The sequence below is a fragment of the Cedecea sp. Ae19-4 genome (assembly GCF_059801165.1).
Genome location: NZ_JBCHWG010000001.1, coordinates 2,063,543 through 2,080,432 on the forward strand (window position 1 = coordinate 2,063,543; position 16,890 = coordinate 2,080,432).

General features: G+C 56.6%; 13 protein-coding genes. 7 read left to right on the plus strand and 6 right to left on the minus strand.

The genetic code is table 11. The features are described from left to right. Window positions 1-7: 7 nt before the first annotated feature. The 3 genes from AAIE02_RS09800 to AAIE02_RS09810 form a co-directional block, all read right to left on the minus strand. Window positions 8-2,596: a glycoside hydrolase family 38 N-terminal domain-containing protein gene (locus tag AAIE02_RS09800; RefSeq protein ID WP_498532445.1), complete on the minus strand. Its 2,589-nt coding sequence runs from the start codon at window positions 2,594-2,596 to the stop codon at window positions 8-10. A 109-nt stretch (window positions 2,597-2,705) separates the two neighbouring features. Then, window positions 2,706-3,821 carry a PTS fructose transporter subunit IIC gene (locus AAIE02_RS09805; protein WP_498532446.1) on the minus strand — a complete coding sequence of 372 codons (1,116 nt, stop codon included), beginning with the start codon at window positions 3,819-3,821 and terminating at the stop codon, window positions 2,706-2,708. Continuing rightward, window positions 3,814-4,128: a PTS fructose transporter subunit IIB gene (locus AAIE02_RS09810; RefSeq protein ID WP_008458091.1), complete on the minus strand. Its 315-nt coding sequence runs from the start codon at window positions 4,126-4,128 to the stop codon at window positions 3,814-3,816. Before AAIE02_RS09810 ends, AAIE02_RS09805 begins: the two co-directional genes overlap by 8 nt. A 79-nt stretch (window positions 4,129-4,207) precedes the next feature. Between AAIE02_RS09810 and AAIE02_RS09815 the strand changes: the two genes are divergently transcribed. Continuing rightward, window positions 4,208-4,360, plus strand: coding sequence for a hypothetical protein (locus AAIE02_RS09815; protein ID WP_498532447.1), 153 nt, complete (start codon window positions 4,208-4,210; stop codon window positions 4,358-4,360). Between the two features lie 487 nt (window positions 4,361-4,847). Here the strand turns inward: AAIE02_RS09815 and drpB are convergent, their stop codons facing one another. Beyond that, entirely contained in the window at window positions 4,848-5,120 is a 273-nt protein-coding gene (gene drpB, locus AAIE02_RS09820) for a cell division protein DrpB (RefSeq protein WP_008458086.1), read from the minus strand. A 1,349-nt stretch (window positions 5,121-6,469) separates the two neighbouring features. Between drpB and mgtA the strand changes: the two genes are divergently transcribed. From mgtA to AAIE02_RS09840, 4 genes are all read left to right on the plus strand, one after another. Next, window positions 6,470-9,163, plus strand: coding sequence for a magnesium-translocating P-type ATPase (mgtA, locus tag AAIE02_RS09825; RefSeq protein WP_166991473.1), 2,694 nt, complete (start codon window positions 6,470-6,472; stop codon window positions 9,161-9,163). A 75-nt stretch (window positions 9,164-9,238) separates the two neighbouring features. Further along, entirely contained in the window at window positions 9,239-9,475 is a 237-nt protein-coding gene (locus AAIE02_RS09830) for a hypothetical protein (protein WP_008458080.1), read from the plus strand. A gap of 2 nt (window positions 9,476-9,477) precedes the next feature. Continuing rightward, entirely contained in the window at window positions 9,478-11,130 is a 1,653-nt protein-coding gene (locus AAIE02_RS09835) for a Na/Pi cotransporter family protein (RefSeq protein ID WP_498532448.1), read from the plus strand. Window positions 11,131-11,197: 67 nt separating this feature from the next. Continuing rightward, complete coding sequence (locus tag AAIE02_RS09840; RefSeq protein WP_008458076.1) at window positions 11,198-11,539, plus strand: DUF2493 domain-containing protein; 342 nt, start codon at window positions 11,198-11,200, stop codon at window positions 11,537-11,539. Between the two features lie 44 nt (window positions 11,540-11,583). On the opposite strand, the gene AAIE02_RS09845 is transcribed toward AAIE02_RS09840, so the two are convergent. Then, window positions 11,584-13,116 carry an amino acid ABC transporter permease/ATP-binding protein gene (locus tag AAIE02_RS09845; protein WP_498532449.1) on the minus strand — a complete coding sequence of 511 codons (1,533 nt, stop codon included), beginning with the start codon at window positions 13,114-13,116 and terminating at the stop codon, window positions 11,584-11,586. A gap of 24 nt (window positions 13,117-13,140) precedes the next feature. Further along, the gene (locus tag AAIE02_RS09850) at window positions 13,141-13,968 is read right to left on the minus strand and encodes an ABC transporter substrate-binding protein (RefSeq protein ID WP_498532450.1); all 828 of its coding nucleotides are present in this window, start codon (window positions 13,966-13,968) and stop codon (window positions 13,141-13,143) included. A gap of 530 nt (window positions 13,969-14,498) precedes the next feature. Here AAIE02_RS09850 and AAIE02_RS09855 point away from each other — a divergent pair. Next, entirely contained in the window at window positions 14,499-15,422 is a 924-nt protein-coding gene (locus tag AAIE02_RS09855) for a LysR substrate-binding domain-containing protein (RefSeq protein WP_166872829.1), read from the plus strand. A 176-nt stretch (window positions 15,423-15,598) separates the two neighbouring features. Next, the gene (locus AAIE02_RS09860) at window positions 15,599-16,864 is read left to right on the plus strand and encodes a flavin-containing monooxygenase (RefSeq protein ID WP_498532451.1); all 1,266 of its coding nucleotides are present in this window, start codon (window positions 15,599-15,601) and stop codon (window positions 16,862-16,864) included. Window positions 16,865-16,890 lie beyond the last annotated feature (26 nt).

The following is a 16,890-nucleotide window of genomic DNA, read 5'->3' on the forward strand; positions in this document are numbered from 1 at the left end:
TAGCGCCTTATTCAAATGAGCGAATGAGCCAGGAAACCGGCGTACTTGCTTCGACAGCGCCCGTTGGCGTGGCCGGAATTTCCGCTAGCGTGACCTGCTCCAGCGTACCGTTTGCTGTCGGAGGAACGTTTTTGAGTGGCGTCAGGCCTGGGTTCCAGCCCCTGAGCACTAACGCCTCTTCGTTTTGCGCTTTTTTCAGGGTGCTGAAATGCAGGGGGCTTTCCCAGCTCAAGACGCTGAAGTGCGGCGGGAAGGATTTCCCGTGGGGGTTGGTGCGAAAACGCGACCAGCCAGAATCCAGGTAGCCCGAAGCAGGGGTACGCCACTGCTCGACGGCCTGCCAGAACGCAGGGCTTTGCCCGTTATCCATCGGCATGACGGCCAGGTGAAACGCGTGATGACCGGGTATTTGCGAGTCAGGAGCAGGCAGCACCATGCCAGATGCCCGTCCAGGCCGCCATTCCAGCGCGGGCCGTCCGAGCCAGCCCACGCTGCGGAACAAGGTAATCGCCAGCGTATCAGGCTGCCCGACAGGAATTTCGTACTCCCGCAGCCCGGCGGTCACCACGCAGACGCCGCGCCGCGCGTGGTGCATCATCACCAGGCTCTGCATCGGCCACAGTGAGGCAGGCGCTTCCGCCCAGTTTTCCTGCTGCCAGATCTCAAGCGCACGAGGGACATTATCACGTTCTATCAGGCCAAAAGGCTGATCGGCAAAATGGGTCGACTGATATAAACCGGTGGGCAGTTCAATCTGCAAACGGTGGTCACGCAGCGTGTTGTTAACGTCAACGACAACATCCAGCCAGGCGCTTTCATGCGGCAGGGAGATGGTCATTACCACGTCCAGCCAGGCATCAAACCGCCTGGCCTCGCGTGCATCGGCATCAGCCGGGGCAGGAATGTGCAGCGTTAGCTGCAGGGTGTCTTTGAGCACGCCGCGCGTCAGCATGGCCTGCTGCAGACAGCCTTCGCTGTTAATCTTCCAGTCAACCGTCGGCGGCGAATAGTTATAGTTGTCCCCCGCGTCTTCGCCATCGACCAGCCGAAGGATGTGCGGGTAGACTTCGCCCGTGCGTTTATCGGTCAGCGTAAGCTCTCCGGCTTTATGCTCCAGCCGCAGCCAGGCGTTTTCCAGGCAGTCAATCTCCCCGGCCGGTTTATCAAACCCGGCGGCTTCCCCTTCCTGCAGGTAAAAGGTCGTGTAGCCACAGGCCGGCAGCGCCTTCGCGTCCAGCAAAATATGGCATTTACGATACCAGGTGGTTGTGGTGCTGTTGGAAAGCTCCTGCACCACCAGCGACATGTCCTGAAGCTCTTCGTGCAGCAGTTGCCAGCGGCACGGATCGCCCTCGCTATCCACGATGCGGAAGTCCTCTTCCGGGGTATAAAGCGTGAGGCTCACCTGCGTATCGCGCCGCGCGGGTAGCGGGTTAAAGACCACGATTTTTTTACCCTGCTGGCTCGCGGTAATCCCTTCCGCAAGCATTTTCATGTTCAGCTCAAACAGCTGCCCGGCACTCTCTTTGCCGGACTGCAAACGCCCCTTAACCATCTGGTTAACGCGGTCTGAATTACAGCCGCAGATGCTGTCGTGGGCGTGAGATTGCATCGCTTCCCGCCAGATGTGCTCCACCGCCTGCTGCGGATAAGGCAGCCCGAGCCGCCAGTTGAGCGCCAGCAAGGGCTCCAGCGTCTGGCTGACAAACTGTTCCAGCGAGGCATTAAGCTGCTTAATGTCCATTCGGGTAGAGAAAATACCGCGATGAATACGCATGTATTTGGGGCTGAGAAGCTCGCCGCGCAAAACAGGCAGGGTGTGCTCGTCGTCCCGCAGCGCGGCGAAGAAATCGCTGAAGCTACTGCGCCTGAAATGGTATTCGCTCTGGCTGGCATTCAGTTTTTCCAGCGCCCCAGGCACCGCATATTCGAACGGCGACTGATCGTTGCCGTTGGGGAGCAGAAGGTGATTCGTGGCGGAAAAACGCCCCTGTTTTTCCAGGATCGGCGGTAATTTTTCAGCCAGTTCCTGCGATGCCGTAGGCAGCCACTTCGCGCAGCCGTAACCCCAGGGAAGCACGGCGGTGAGCACCTGCTGCCCGCCCTGCGCCTGCCAGCAAAATTCGCTGGTCGGCACATCATGCTCGCACCACCCGCGCCAGAGCACTGCGCTGTCAATGGCGAACTCGCTTAGAAACATCGGCAACTGTGCGCTTTGCCCGAAAGAGTCTGGCACATAGCCCACCGGCATGTAGCTCCCCCAGGTTTTACAGTCCGCCAGCCCAAGCAGCAAATTGCGGGTTATCGACTCCGCGCCCACCACCAGGAAGTCACTTTGGGTGTACCACGGGCCAATCAGTATCCGCCCGTCGGCAATCAATTTTTTCAGACGAGCCAGGTGCTCTGGCGCCACCTGTAAAAAATCCTCCAGCATCACCGTTTGGCCATCCAGAATAAACGGCCCCAGCGCTTCGTCCTGTTCCAGCCGGGTGATTAAATCCCGCATAAAATAATAGAGCACGATTTTTGAGTCGTTCTCGGTGAAATACCACTCTCTGTCCCAGTGCGTGTGCTGAATTAAATGCACAGTCTTCATAATGTCACCTTATTAGCGGCTGATGAGGCACATTTAAGGCGTAGTCATCCCCGGCATGAAATACCGTAAAAACGCAGCCCATACGGCCTGAAATAAATGAACCGGGCGGCTAGCGCCCTACTTTAAATTTAGGCACGGCAGCCGAAGGTTTATTTTCAACGACGGTTTCACCCCGAAACACTAATAACGATCCCACGGCAATAATCCCCGCACCGACAGCAATAGACAGCACATAAATGGGCCATTTATCTACCGCCAGCCAGCCGTAAAAACCCGAAATCGGCGCATGGTTTACCGCACCCAGCCCGACGGCCAGCGCGGCCCCGGTGGCTGAGCCAACCACATTGATGACGATAATTTTGGGGTTTGCCAGCGCGAAAGGAATCGCCCCTTCAGATACGCCAATCAGGCCCATCAGCGTCGAAGCCTTGCCCGCCTCGCGCAGCGAAGCCGGGAAGCGCTTAGCCCAGATGAGCGTTGCAACCCCGAGGCCAATCGGCGGGACGATAATCGCTACCTGCGCGGCGGTGTTGGGGTCGTAAATCCCGGAAGCCAGCAGCGCCATGGCGGTGGTTACCGCCGCCTTGTTCACCGGGCCGCCCAGGTCAAAGCCCACCATCCCGCCCACGACGGCTGCCAGAATGATTTTGTTCGTCCCGGACATCGCCAGCAGCCAGGTTTCCATCCCGTGATTCAGCGCCGCCAGCGGGCCACCGATAATAAAAGCCATCACCATGCAGGTCAGCAGCGTGCCGCCTACGGGCAGGATAAAAATAGGGCCAGCCGAGGCCAGCGCAGCAGGCAGTTTGACCCAGGTTGCCAGCGCCCGCACGATGTATCCCGCAACAAAACCGGCGGCGAGCGCCCCAAGAAACCCGGTTCCCAGGCTGCTGGCCAGTAAGCCGCCCACCATCCCCGGCGCCAGCCCCGGCTTATTGGCGATGGCAAAGCTGATATACCCGGCGACCACCGGCAGCATCAGCGACAGCGCCAGGCCACCAAATCCGTCGAATTTTTGCAGCATCTGCACAATGATGCTCGCCGCCTGAGCGTGGCTGGCATCCCAGATATTTTCGATGCCGTAGAGCGAAGCACCGATGCGCGCGATGCCCATGATCACCGCCCCGGCAATGACAAACGGCAGCATCCATGACACCCCGGTCATGATGGCATTTTTGACCTCTTTGCCGGTCGACATCCCCGCCTCAGCCCTGAATTTAGCCATGTGCTATCTCCGCCTCTATCGCCTCAAACACGGCCTCGCCAAACTTGATAGGATCGGCCACGCTGCACTCCAGTTTCATCATGCCGTCAAAACGTTCTTTGCCGGTAATCGCCACATCCGCCGCGAGAATCACCGCGTTGGCCCGGGCAAGATCGTCGGCGGTAATTTCGTTTTCAACGCCCATGCTGCCCTGCGTTTCGACTTTCACTTCATGCCCGCGCTGCTGACCCACCAGGGCCAGGGCCTCCGCAGCCATGTAGGTATGGGCGATGCCCGTAGGGCAAGCTGCAACACAAACGATATACATAACAACTCCTTATCTGGCTGAAGAAAGGCAATAAAAAAAGCACAATGGCTGAAAAGCGCATTGTGCTTTGGGGGCAAACATGGGCCAGCATCGCGGCGTCTCCGGCATCACCGCCGGCGTGAAGACACATCATCAGCTGATGCAGGCTGGAAATACGGCACAGGAACGAAAGTTCATAGCGTTTGCGAACGGCCAGACGGCGCGGACGCAGAGCAGTATGTTCCTTTTTTAAGGACGGAGAATGCGAATAGCGAAGTGAATGATATAGAACACCGGCGCTGCACCAGAGCCGGGACCAATTTACGGCACAAACATTATCCAGCGAATCAGAATAAACGGCGTCGTCTTTTTCCAGTTCGCTCACGCTATTAAACCAGCAGCTATTATTCAACCAAACGCGCGCCCTGCTGCCGAACATCGGCAACATAGTGCGAACAAACGTTATGATTCGAACAATATAAATGTGCATAGTTTTCCCCATAAATCTTCCCGCAGTGTAGACAGTTCGAAAAATAACAAACGTGACTTTACGCACAGTTATATAAATACGATAAACCCTCTTTTTAATGAGGAATAAATAGTATTGCAGTGCAGAGGAAAATTAAATGATGCCGGGAAAGAGCATGAAATAAATAGGCTGGCTTCAGCGGAAGTTTTACAGCGGGAAGGTATACAGCCTGAGCCACGCAAAAGCAGGTGGCTCATCGGGCAATCTGGTTTCAACGCAGCCGGTTTTCTCTGGCGCGAACAGGATAAGCACGCGGCCTTGTGTACCATGCTATCCAGCCCAGCACCGCCGCGACGGAACCTAACACCAGCAACCCCATCAGCGCCCCGAGGAGTTTACCGCTAAAGGTGCCTAAATCGCCGCTGGTTACCCCACTGACGACCCAAAAATAACGCACCATCGCCCAAACGATGTACAAACAAAAAGCATAGAACAGCCACAGCGCAATTTTACCGCCGGGGCTGCGAGTTGGTTTCGCATCCATAACGTTCGACCTAACTTTCAACTGAAACAAAAACGGGTTGTCGACCGCAGTTCCACTGCCGTCTTAGTGTGATTTTTATCACACTAACGCAGCAGATGAACCGCTATAAGCGTTAAATTTTGTTTCAAATCAAAGCGCGAGGGGCAAAAACCGGCTTTGCCCGCAAGTTTTGATTTAGTTTAAGGAAAATATTAATGGTGACGATATCTCTCGTCTAAACAAGAATCGGGCACAAATCCTCCCCTCACCCCGCCCCTCTCCCCAAAGGGGCGAGGGAGAAAACTACAGGTCAGAACAATACGTAATCTGTTCCCTCTCCCTTCCAGAAGTACTCAATTTGTTCCCTCTCCCTTCCAGGGAGAGGGTTAGGGTGAGGGTCAGTAACGAGAACACCGGGTATCAGGGAATGACGGCGATCCCCCAGGCCGTTTACAAGTTAGAAAAAAACACAACTCAGGGAGTGAGATAAAAAATACCCTTTGTTCTCCTCCCTCAATATTCCCTCACTGAAATATAAACGAACACATTTAATTTCCACTCGCGGGTTGACAATAGTACTGCCCATGGGTAGATTTCACGGGCCGAAGTTGCGGCCTTTCCTAACCTGACATAAGAGACTAATGGATACTGAATTTAGTAGCTGCCCGAACATGGCCTTAATGGCGGTTCGGGAAAGTAAACATGAAATCGATTGTGATCACTTCTTCGTTTTGGTGTGTCTCGCCGGAGCCTGATGCTCTCGTGTTGTCCCACCTCGACCAGGGTTTTCACGGTCCCGAGGTGTGTTATGAACTTCAAATCTACCCTTTTTCCTGGTGTCAAAACAGTGACATCAACGCTGCGTGTCCGGCCGCCCCGCGATCGGGTGTTGTCCGCACGCAAAAAACAGTCAAACTCAATTTTCTCTTCGAAAATCAGCGAGTTGAATCAACGCATCACTAACTGGCGTGTCAGTCCTGTCACCGGCCAGCTGGAGCGTCGTTGCAGCTTCTCTGATGGCGAAGACCCTCAAAGTCGACCCTTCGTAGCCTGATTCAGCCGTTACGCCGTAGGTTCGTCTGCGCGCTATGCCGCAGCCCGCTTCCGTGCGCCTCGCTGAGTTACGTCACTGCTGGTACCTGTTTATTCGCTGATGCCTTCTGGCATATTTCTCAGCAGGAATAAACACGTCCCGAGAAAAGAAAATATAAATTTCTCACCTGTTTGTTTTTAATAAATAAATAGTGAGAAACCCTGTGCGAAATTAATTTAAAACCGATCGCTCATACGGCATCGGGCTATTTTCGGTCGCCCTTAATCTGGCGTTTACCTTAAAGAGTCTGCTGCCGTCCGGCGACAGGAGCACCACCATGACTGTACAAACCAAGAACCGTAATAAAAAAAGCACGCTGTCTATGCGTGCCGCCCAGGAAGCCAAAAACGGCATCGCAGAAACCCTGGTCAACCTGAACACCACCCGGGAAGGGCTGCAGGAAGCCCACGCCAGCGCCCGGCTGGAGCGGGATGGCCTGAACGAGGTTGCCCATGACAAACCGCCTCACGCGCTGGTTCAGCTGCTGATGGCATTCAATAACCCGTTTATCTACGTGCTCGGCATTCTCGCCGGGATCAGCTTCTTTACCGATTACTGGCTGCCCACCAGCCACGGCGAAGACGGTGACCTGACGACGGTGATTATCATCGGCACCATGGTAGCACTCAGCGGCCTGGTGCGTTTCTGGCAGGAACACCGCTCGGCGAAGTCTGCCGAGGCGCTGAAAGCGATGGTTCGCACCACCGCCACGGTTGTGCGTCGTGAACACGCAGGGCAAAAAGGAACCCCGCGTGAAATCCCGATGCGCGAACTGGTCGTGGGCGACATCGTGCAGCTCTATGCGGGGGATATGATCCCAGCAGACGTGCGCCTCATTGAGTCCCGGGATCTGTTTATCAGCCAGGCCGTGCTGACCGGTGAAGCGCTGCCGATTGAGAAATACGACACCCTGGGCGACGTGGCGCAAAAGTCCGCGCACGATAAGGCGATCGACAGCGAAAACCTGCTGGATATCCCGAACATCTGCTTTATGGGCACCAACGTGGTCAGCGGTACCGCGCAGGCGGTGGTGGTCGCAACCGGGCCACGGACTTACTTTGGCTCGCTGGCTAAAGCGATTGTCGGCAGCCGCGCACAAACGGCCTTCGACCGCGGCGTGAACAGCGTCAGCTGGCTGCTGATCCGCTTTATGCTGGTGATGGTGCCTGTGGTGTTCCTGATTAACGGCCTGCTGAAAGGCGAATGGTGGGATGCCCTGCTGTTTGCCCTGGCGGTAGCCGTAGGGTTAACGCCTGAAATGCTGCCGATGATCGTCAGCGCCAACCTCGCCAAAGGCGCGGTGGCTATGGCGAAGCGTAAAGTGGTGGTTAAGCGCCTGAACGCTATCCAGAACCTGGGCGCAATGGACGTGCTGTGCACCGACAAAACCGGGACGCTGACGCAGGATAAGATCATCCTCGAGCATCACGTGGGCACCAACGGCCAGAAAAACGAGTCCGTGCTGGGGCTGGCCTGGCTGAACAGCTACCACCAAAGCGGCATCAAAAACCTGATGGATCAGGCAGTCATTTACTTCTCTGACAATGAGCCAAACTTCGTCAAACCGCAGGGCTACAGCAAAGTCGACGAGATGCCGTTTGATTTCGTCCGCCGCCGCCTGTCGATTGTGGTGAAGGACAGCCAGAGCAATCACCTGCTGGTGTGCAAAGGCGCCGTGGAAGAGATGCTGAGCATTGCCACCCACATGGAAGAGAACGGCAAGGTAGTCGCGCTGGATAATCAGCGCCGTGACGCCATGCTGGCAATGACCAATGACTACAACAAAGACGGTTTCCGCGTCCTGGTGGTGGCCACTCGCGATATTCCTAAAGCCGAGGCGAAAAAACAGTACGGCACCGACGATGAGCACGACCTGATTATCCGCGGTTTCCTCACCTTCCTCGATCCACCGAAAGAGAGTGCAGGCCCGGCAATTGCTGCTCTGATGGACATTGGCGTAGCGGTGAAAGTGCTGACCGGCGATAACGCCATCGTCACCACCCGCATCTGCCGCCAGGTCGGGCTGGAGCCGGGTGAGCCGGTACTCGGCCCGCAGATTGAGCAACTGAGCGACGCCTCCCTCCAACAGCTGGTGGAAGAGCGCACCGTGTTTGCCAAGCTGACGCCGCTGCAGAAGTCTCGCGTGCTGAAGGCGCTGCAGGCCAACGGCCATACCGTGGGCTTCCTGGGCGACGGGATTAACGACGCCCCAGCCCTGCGCGATGCCGACGTCGGTATCTCGGTCGACAGCGGCACCGATATTGCCAAGGAATCCGCCGACATCATCCTGCTGGAAAAGAGCCTGATGGTTCTGGAAGAAGGCGTGATCAAAGGCCGCGAGACTTTTGGCAACATCATGAAGTACCTGAACATGACCGCCAGCTCCAACTTCGGCAACGTGTTCTCGGTGCTGGTCGCCAGCGCATTCATCCCGTTCCTGCCGATGCTTGCGATCCAGCTGCTGCTGCAAAACCTGATGTACGACATTTCCCAGCTCGCGCTGCCGTGGGACAAAACGGACAAAGAGTTCCTGAGCAAGCCGCGCAAGTGGGATGCCAAAAACATTGGCCGCTTCATGGTCTGGATTGGCCCGACGTCGTCCATTTTTGACATGACCACCTTCGCGCTGATGTGGTTTGTGTTCAGCGCCAACAGCGAGCACATGCAGACCCTGTTCCAGTCCGGCTGGTTCGTTGAAGGCCTGCTGTCGCAGACGCTGGTGGTGCACATGCTGCGTACCCAGAAAATTCCGTTCATTCAGAGCACTGCCGCCTGGCCGGTACTCATGATGACCGGGCTGATTATGGCGATTGGGATTTACGTACCGTTCTCTCCGCTCGGGCCGTTGGTTGGGCTGCAGGCGCTGCCGTGGCAGTACTTCCCGTGGCTGGTGGCTACCCTGCTCGCCTACTGCTGCGTGGCTCAGGGCATGAAAACGTTCTACATGCGTCGCTTCAAGCAGTGGCACTAATGCTGCGTTAAGTAAGGTAAAAAAGTGCCGCTTCGGCGGCACCTTTCAGGCAAGTAACACAAGCTGGAAAGCATTATGGAAAAGCAACATTCCATTATTTTCCTGATTAAAAATAAGACCATCGCACTGGTTGTCTTATTTTTAATGAAAATAACCCGCACCCTTCGCGTCCACGCCCTGGCCTGGTTCGCCGGAGGGAAAATCAACTATCGACACGCGAAAGCGTTACTGAACCTCGCCAGCGCCATACATCGTTTTTCGATCAGGTTACTGCGTTTTGTTACACCACCCGCCCTGAAGAGGGGGAATTGATTATGTCCGGAACTACTCTGTTAATTAACCTGGCTGGCGCCATCGCTTTGCTGCTCTGGGGCAGCCATATGATTTCAACTGCGCTGCAGCGCGGCTTCGGCACGCCGCTGCGCAACTGGATGGGACGCCACCTCACCAGCCGCTGGACGGCCCTGTTCGCCGGGATCGGCATTACCGGCGTTCTGCAAAGCAGCACCGCGGTAAGCATGATGGCGACGTCGTTCACCGCCGCAGGGACGCTGAGCCTTGCCCCAGCCCTGGCGGTGATGCTCGGCGCTAATATCGGCTCCACGCTGGTGGTGCAGCTGATGAGCTTCGACATGGAAATGGCCATCCCGCTGCTTCTGCTTGCCGGGTTTGTGGTCTTCAAGCTACGCGACCATTCCAACTTTGAGAGCGTGGGCTGCGCCCTGATTGGCCTCGGCCTGATGCTGCTTGCCCTGCATTTACTGAGCGGCACGCTGGCGGAAATCGAAGTCACGCCGGTGTTTCACGCCGTGATGCAGGGGCTGCAGGGCGATATCTTAATCGCCCTGCTGGTGGCCGCGATCCTGACGCTGCTGTGCCACTCCAGCGTGGCGATCATTTTGCTGATCGCTTCCCTCGCGGCCACCGGCGCGATGGGGCCAGAAACAGCGCTGATCCTGGTGATGGGAGCCAATATTGGTGGGGCGTTGCCGCCGGTGCTGAACGCGGGCTCCGCCGTGGCTCGTCGCCTGCCGGTTGGCAACCTGATTGTTCGCCTGGTCGGCTGCGCGCTGGCGCTCTTAATGCTTCCGCTGCTGACGGATCTTGCGCAGAAGTCCGGGTTGAGCACGCCGCAGCTGGTGGTGTGGTTCCACACGGCCTTTAGCGCCGTGCTTGCGCTGTTGTTTATCGGTCTGACCGCGCCGATGGCTCGTTTCCTGGAGCGTTTGTTCCCGGAAGAAGAGCGCGTGGGCGACCCTGGGATGCCGATGTATCTGGACGATGCCGGCCTCGAAGTGGCTTACATCGGCCTGTCTAATTCAGTCCGTGAATCGCTGCGCGCAGCCGACATGCTGACCATCATGCTGGACCGCCTGCTGGTGTTGTTTGTCACCCAGGAAAAGCAGGCCGCCGATGAGATTCGCCAACTTGATCAGTCGGTGGATCTGCTCAGCGCGGCGGTGCGTGCTTACTTGGCCGATATCAGCCATGACGGGCTGAATGACGCGGATGCCGATCGCGCCCAGGAGATCCTGATGTTCATCATCAACTTCGAGCATGCTGGGGACATTCTTTCCAGCAACCTGACCCAGTTAGCTACGCGCCGCGCTCGCCGTGGCGAACTGTTCAGCGACTTTGAATTACACAATATTCGCCTGCTGCACGCGGAGATCCTCACCAGCCTGCGCCTCGGCATCGCCGCGTTTATGCGTGAAGATTTATCCGCTGCCCATCAGCTGGTGCAGCGCAAGGAAACCATTCGTCAGCTCGAGGCTTCCGCCAGCCGCGAGCACTTCAAAAAACTGCGAGAGGACAAAAATGCCTGGGCGGAATCCGGCGACATTTTCCAGCGAGTGCTGCGGGACTACCGCCGCGTACATCACCACATCGCGGCCGTGGCCTACCCGGTGATTGACCGTCTGGGCGATAAGTCGCTGCGCTTTATCGAATCGCCGCCGGACGCTTAAAAAACAATAACCGCCGCAAGGTGGACGAAGCATCTTTTCAAGGAAAGCAACGTTAAGGTACAGAAAAGTGAGAGTTTTAATTTGCGCAGGTCGGTTTTATGCCGACACCCATACCCTCACCCGCGTGCTGGATTTATATGCCAGCACGCAGACAATGAATGTGCTGATCCACGGGGGACATCAGTCGCTCGGCGGCGCCATTGAAACCTGGGCACGCGGCACCGACGTGCACGTCATTCGCTACCCGGCCAACTGGGCGCTGCACGGCAAATACGCGGAAACCCGCCGCAATCTGTTTATGCTGGAGGACAGCCGCCCCGACGTGCTGCTGGCCTTTCCTGGGGGAGAAGATACGGCGGAGTGCGTGCGAATGGCGCGCAGTTCCGGCGTGAAGGTAATAGAGATTTAATCCACCCGGGCTGCGGCAGGATAATGTTACCGCAGCCCGTTTTTTTAGGCCGTAACAGGGGCCAGGTTTACGTCTTTCAGGAATTCGGTAATACGTGGGTTCTCTCCGCTGCGCAGCGCCTGAGGAGAGTCATCGCAAACGACTCGCCCTTTTTCCATAAACACAATTCTGTCCGACACGCGGAACGCGAAGTTCATCTCGTGGGTGACAATCACCATCGTGATGCCCTCCTCCGCCAGGTTCTCAATCACCTGCAGCACCTCATTCACCTTTTCAGGATCCAACGCCGAGGTAGGCTCATCGAACAGCATAATTTGAGGACGCATCATTAAAGCCCGGGCAATCGCCACCCTTTGTTGCTGCCCGCCGGAAAGCTGGTGTGGGTATTTGTGGGCGTGCTCGAGCATGCCGACTTTGCGCAGCAACACGCAGGCCTCGCGCTTCAGCTCTGCATCCGTCGCCAGGCGATGGTAGTGCGGGGCCAGCATCAGGTTTTTCATCACCGTTAAGTGCGGGAACAGGTTAAAGCCCTGAAACACCATGCCGATGTTCAGCCGGTGTGCGGCGTTTTCGACATACTGCGGCTTCTGGGCCCCGTGTTTTTCCAGGCGAATAAACGGCTGGCCGTTGATCAGGATCTCGCCGTTATCCAACTGCTCGAGGCCGTTCAGCAGACGAATCAGCGTGGTTTTGCCGGAACCTGACGGACCAATGACGGACACCACTTCACCGGGCTTGATGTCCAGGTTCACCGCGCCAAGCACCTCCACGTTGTTGTAGGCCTTGTGCAGCTTGCGGGCCTGCAGCGCGGGAACATTCACTGCCAGAGCCGGGCGAGCAACCAGCCCGCTTTCCTGTGCCGCCATCGCTTCCAGTTCGGCTTCCGGCAGGCGTGCGGTTTTGCGCTGGGTGACATCCAGCCGTTTTTCCAGCAGCTTCAGCAGGAAATCAAAAACGGTCACGATAAACACATAATAGAAAGCCACCGCCGCCATGGTCTCCATCACCAGGAAGTTTTGCGAGTAAAGCCGCTGCCCAACCATCAGGATCTCGGTCAGTGAAATCACCGAAACCAGCGAGCTAAGTTTCACAATGGAGATGTATTCGTTCGCCAGCGACGGCAGCGCCACCCGCAGCGCCTGCGGCACAATGACCAGCCACTGAATGCCGGCGTAGCGCAGCCCCAAGGCATGGGCCGCCTCACGCTGCCCGCGAGGGATAGCCAGCAGGCCACCACGGTGAATCTCGGCAATATAGGCCGTTTCACTCAGCACCAGCGCGATAAGCCCGGCCCAGAACGGGTCGCTTAACAAGGCCGAGCTGCCGGGCAGCGCCTGAGGCAGGTTATAGACAAAAATCAGCAGCACCAGCAGCGGCAGGCTGCGGAACAGCCAGATATAGGCCCGCGCCGGTACAGAGAGCCAGGGAGACGCCGCCTGTTTGCCCAGCGCCAGAAGAAAGCCAAAGCCAATGCTGATGACCCAGCTCAGCAGGCTCAGCTTAATCACGGTCCAGGTTGCCTGCCAAAAATCGGCATTGCTAAACAGGCTGAATAAATAGTTCCAGTCAAACGACATATCTGTACTCCCCGGCGGTAATGATTACAAACTGCTGGCCTGAATTTCGGCTTCGGACGGCTCCGCCAGGTGATACTTTTTCACTAATGCCGAGTACTTGCCGCTCGCTTTAAAAGCCGCAATGCCGTCGTTCAGCGCTTTTTTCAGCTCCGGGTTGGTTTTACTCACCCCAAGCCCCACCAGCACCGGGTACAGCAGGTCGGTCGAGGTCACCGCCAGTCGCCCTTTCATTTTGTCCACCACCTGACTTGCCACGGCGGCATCGGTCATCTGCACTTCAACCGCGTGGGAAAGCAGCGCCTGGGTTGTCTGCGGGTCAGTTGAGAATTCGCTAACCATAATCGGCTTCAGCCCCTGCTTCACGCAGTAATCCGCCGACAGCGTGTGCAGTTTTTCCAGCCAGTAAGTGCCCTGCATCGACCCGACTTTATGCCCGCAAAGCTCTTCCGGCTTGGTTGGCTTGAAGCTGGCATTGCTCAGCGTCAGCAGCGACTCGCCGGTTTTCAGGTAAGGCACCATGTCGATCACCTTCTGGCGCTCCGGGGTGATAAACAGCGCGGAAGCAATCAGCTCGAAGCGTTTCGCCTGCAGGCCGGGGATCAGGCTGGTGAAGCGGGTATCCACGTAATTGGGCTGCAGCTTCATCGCTTCGGCCACGCCGTTGATAAATTCAATATCGAAACCCGCCGGGGTTTTGCCGTCGAGGTATTCGTAAGGCGGGAAGGTAATATCGCTCCCCACCGTAAGCTGACCGGGGGTCATCACGGCCGCCTGAGCCCCGCCGCTGAGCAGTAAAGGCAGCGCCGCCGCCATGCAGGAAAATAACGCCTTGCTGTGTGAGGATGTAAACATGCGATGACTCCAGTGCAGGTGGTTAATCATTTTTATGGATGCCCCAACGGCGGCACCTGAAACAACGGATGATTTTCGCGCCGGGAAATGCCTTGCAATATATTCGCCAGGACGATAATCACTCGATGAGCGTTTGCGATGGGGCCATGCTGCAGCAGAAGCGCGTCGGGATAAAGGACGAAAAATATGCCTTACCTCTATAAAAAATTGTTTTAATGCAATGGTTATTTTTTTGCACCAGCGCAGCGCAAGATATTAATTCGCCGAAGAAAAGCCAATAAAGACATATTTCAGGCAGATAATAGCGGCTCAAAATATTCACCCGCACCAAAAAGGTGCGGATTATTTTTCGTCTGCCACTTTTTGGGGATAATTCGTGGCCAATAAAAATAAAAATATTTTTTCAGGGCATAATTTTACCGTTTGTGTCCACCACTGTTACACCTGGCATGAGCCTTGCTGCAAACTGACTGAATAGCCTGAAGCTCTCTTCAAGGCTGCATTGACAATAAAAAAGCGGGGTTAGCGCCATGACACATTTCACGCTCAAGCAGCTCAAGTACTTTGTCACCGTCGTGGAGGCGCAGAGCATCGCTGAAGCCTCAAGGCAGCTGCATATCGCCCAGCCTTCCGTTTCCATTGCCATCAAAAACCTGGAAGACACTTTTGAGCAGCAGTTTTTTATTCGCCACCACGCGCAGGGCGTTTCGCTCACGCCCGGCGGGCTGCGGTTTTATGAAAAAGCTCGCGAGCTGCTGCGGCTTTCATACCAGTTTGAGCAAAATGCCAAAGCGGATAACGACCTGGTTTCCGGCACCATCGCCATCGGCTGCTTCGAGTCCGCGGCCCCGCTTTATCTGCCGAGGCTCATCGCCGGGTTTCGCAAGCTTTATCCTGACATAACCATCCGACTGTACGACGGGGAGCAAAATGAACTGACCCACGGACTGCACCGCGGGCGCTTCGACCTCGCCTTTATGTACAACCTGGAGTTAGAGAGCACGCTGCATACCGAAAAACTGAACGCCCCGCAGAAGCCTTACGCTCTGCTGCCTGCGGCTCATCCGCTGGCGAAAAAAACCACCGTCACGCTCAAAGAACTCAGCCGCGAACCGATGATCCTGCTGGACGTTATTCCCAGCAAAAGCTACTTCATGAACATTTTCACCGACAAAGGCCTGCACCCGGAGGTGGCCTACAGTTCGCCATCGATTGAAATGGTGCGCTGCATGGTCGGCCAGGGCATGGGATTTTCGGTGCTGGTCACCCGCCCCTGCACCGACATAACCTATGACGGCCAGCGCGTTAAGCAGGTGGAAATCATTGATGATATGGCGGCATCTACGCTGGTAATGGCTTATTTACGCAATAACGAGCCGACCCGGCCGACGCGCTTATTTATGGATTACTGCCGCACCTTTGAGCTGATGCCGAAAACCCTGGGCGAAAATTAAAAAGTGGAGTTTCACCGTCTTAAAATACAGGAAATTCATAGCCCATAGCTGGAGGCTACTTTATTTATACCTTATCCCTAGATTTATAATATTTTACGGAATGTCTGCCGCTTAATAACCTTGTGCCATCGCGAAGCTGCGCTGAACCTTATTTCCCGAGCATCAAGGAAACAGACATGACCGAAATAAAAACACAGACAGATACCCTTGTGATTGGTGCCGGCCAGGCCGGGATCGCCATGAGCGAGCACCTGACGCGCCTCGGTATTCCCCATCTGGTGCTGGAGAAAAACCGCATCGCCGAAGCCTGGCGCAGCGGCCGCTGGGATTCGCTGGTTGCCAACGGCCCGGCCTGGCACGATCGCTTTCCTGGCCTTGAATTTGACGCCGCCGACCCGGACAGTTTTATCCCCAAAGACGAGGTGGCGAACTACTTCCAAAACTACGCCCGGAAATTTGGAACGCCGGTAAAAACCGGCGTGGAAGTGAAAAGCGTGACACGCCATCACGGCAGGCCGGGTTTCACAGTGGAAACCAGCGACGGTATTGTCGAAGCAGAGCATATCGTGGCCGCCACCGGGCCTTTCCAGCGCCCGGTCATCCCGGCTATTGCCCCGGCAGATGACGGGCTAAACCAGATTCATTCCGCCACCTACAAAAACCCGGCTCAGCTACCGGCTGGCGCGGTGCTTGTGGTGGGGGCTGGCTCTTCCGGGGTACAAATCGCCGATGAGCTACAGCGTGCGGGCAAGCAGGTTTACCTTTCCGTGGGTGCCCACGACCGCCCTCCCCGCGCCTACCGCAACCGGGACTTCTGCTGGTGGCTGGGGGTGCTTGGGCTGTGGGATGCGGCGGCCAATCAGCCTGGCAAAGAACACGTCACCATTGCGGTGAGTGGCGCTCGCGGCGGCCACACCGTTGATTTCCGGGCACTCGCACACCAGGGCATTCACCTCGTCGGCCTGACCCAGCGCTTCGCCGAGGGGAAAGTCTTTTTTGAAGATAATCTGGCACACAACATCCGCCAGGGGGATGAAAGTTACCTGGCCCTGCTGGACGCCGCCGATGCGTGGATTACCCGCAACGGGATCGATCTGCCTGAAGAGCCGCAGGCCCGAGTCTTCCCGGCCGATCCGCTTTGCGTCACCCAGCCCACGCTGGAATTGAACCTGGCCGAAGCGGGCATCACCTCGATTATCTGGGCGACCGGATACGCCCCGGACTACGGCTGGCTCAACGTGGATGCTTTTGATGCTCAGGGCAAACCACGCCACCAGCGCGGCGTGTCCAGCGAGCCGGGCGTCTATTTTCTCGGCCTGCCGTGGCTTTCCCGCCGGGGCTCAACGTTTATCTGGGGCGTGTGGCATGACGCGAAATACGTCGCCGACCACATTGAAACCCAGCGCAAGTACAGCCGCTATCTCGACGCTTCCCAGCGCTAACCTTTTTGCCAACAAGGAATTAACCG

Coding starts and splice junctions, on each gene's coding strand:
- AAIE02_RS09800 (WP_498532445.1), bottom strand. CDS start 2,596: ATGAAGACTGTGCATTTAATTCAGCACACGCACTGGGACAGAGAGTGG.
- AAIE02_RS09805 (WP_498532446.1), bottom strand. CDS start 3,821: ATGGCTAAATTCAGGGCTGAGGCGGGGATGTCGACCGGCAAAGAGGTC.
- AAIE02_RS09810 (WP_008458091.1), bottom strand. CDS start 4,128: ATGTATATCGTTTGTGTTGCAGCTTGCCCTACGGGCATCGCCCATACC.
- AAIE02_RS09815 (WP_498532447.1), top strand. CDS start 4,208: ATGGGCCAGCATCGCGGCGTCTCCGGCATCACCGCCGGCGTGAAGACA.
- drpB (WP_008458086.1), bottom strand. CDS start 5,120: ATGGATGCGAAACCAACTCGCAGCCCCGGCGGTAAAATTGCGCTGTGG.
- mgtA (WP_166991473.1), top strand. CDS start 6,470: ATGACTGTACAAACCAAGAACCGTAATAAAAAAAGCACGCTGTCTATG.
- AAIE02_RS09830 (WP_008458080.1), top strand. CDS start 9,239: ATGGAAAAGCAACATTCCATTATTTTCCTGATTAAAAATAAGACCATC.
- AAIE02_RS09835 (WP_498532448.1), top strand. CDS start 9,478: ATGTCCGGAACTACTCTGTTAATTAACCTGGCTGGCGCCATCGCTTTG.
- AAIE02_RS09845 (WP_498532449.1), bottom strand. CDS start 13,116: ATGTCGTTTGACTGGAACTATTTATTCAGCCTGTTTAGCAATGCCGAT.
- AAIE02_RS09850 (WP_498532450.1), bottom strand. CDS start 13,968: ATGTTTACATCCTCACACAGCAAGGCGTTATTTTCCTGCATGGCGGCG.
- AAIE02_RS09855 (WP_166872829.1), top strand. CDS start 14,499: ATGACACATTTCACGCTCAAGCAGCTCAAGTACTTTGTCACCGTCGTG.
- AAIE02_RS09860 (WP_498532451.1), top strand. CDS start 15,599: ATGACCGAAATAAAAACACAGACAGATACCCTTGTGATTGGTGCCGGC.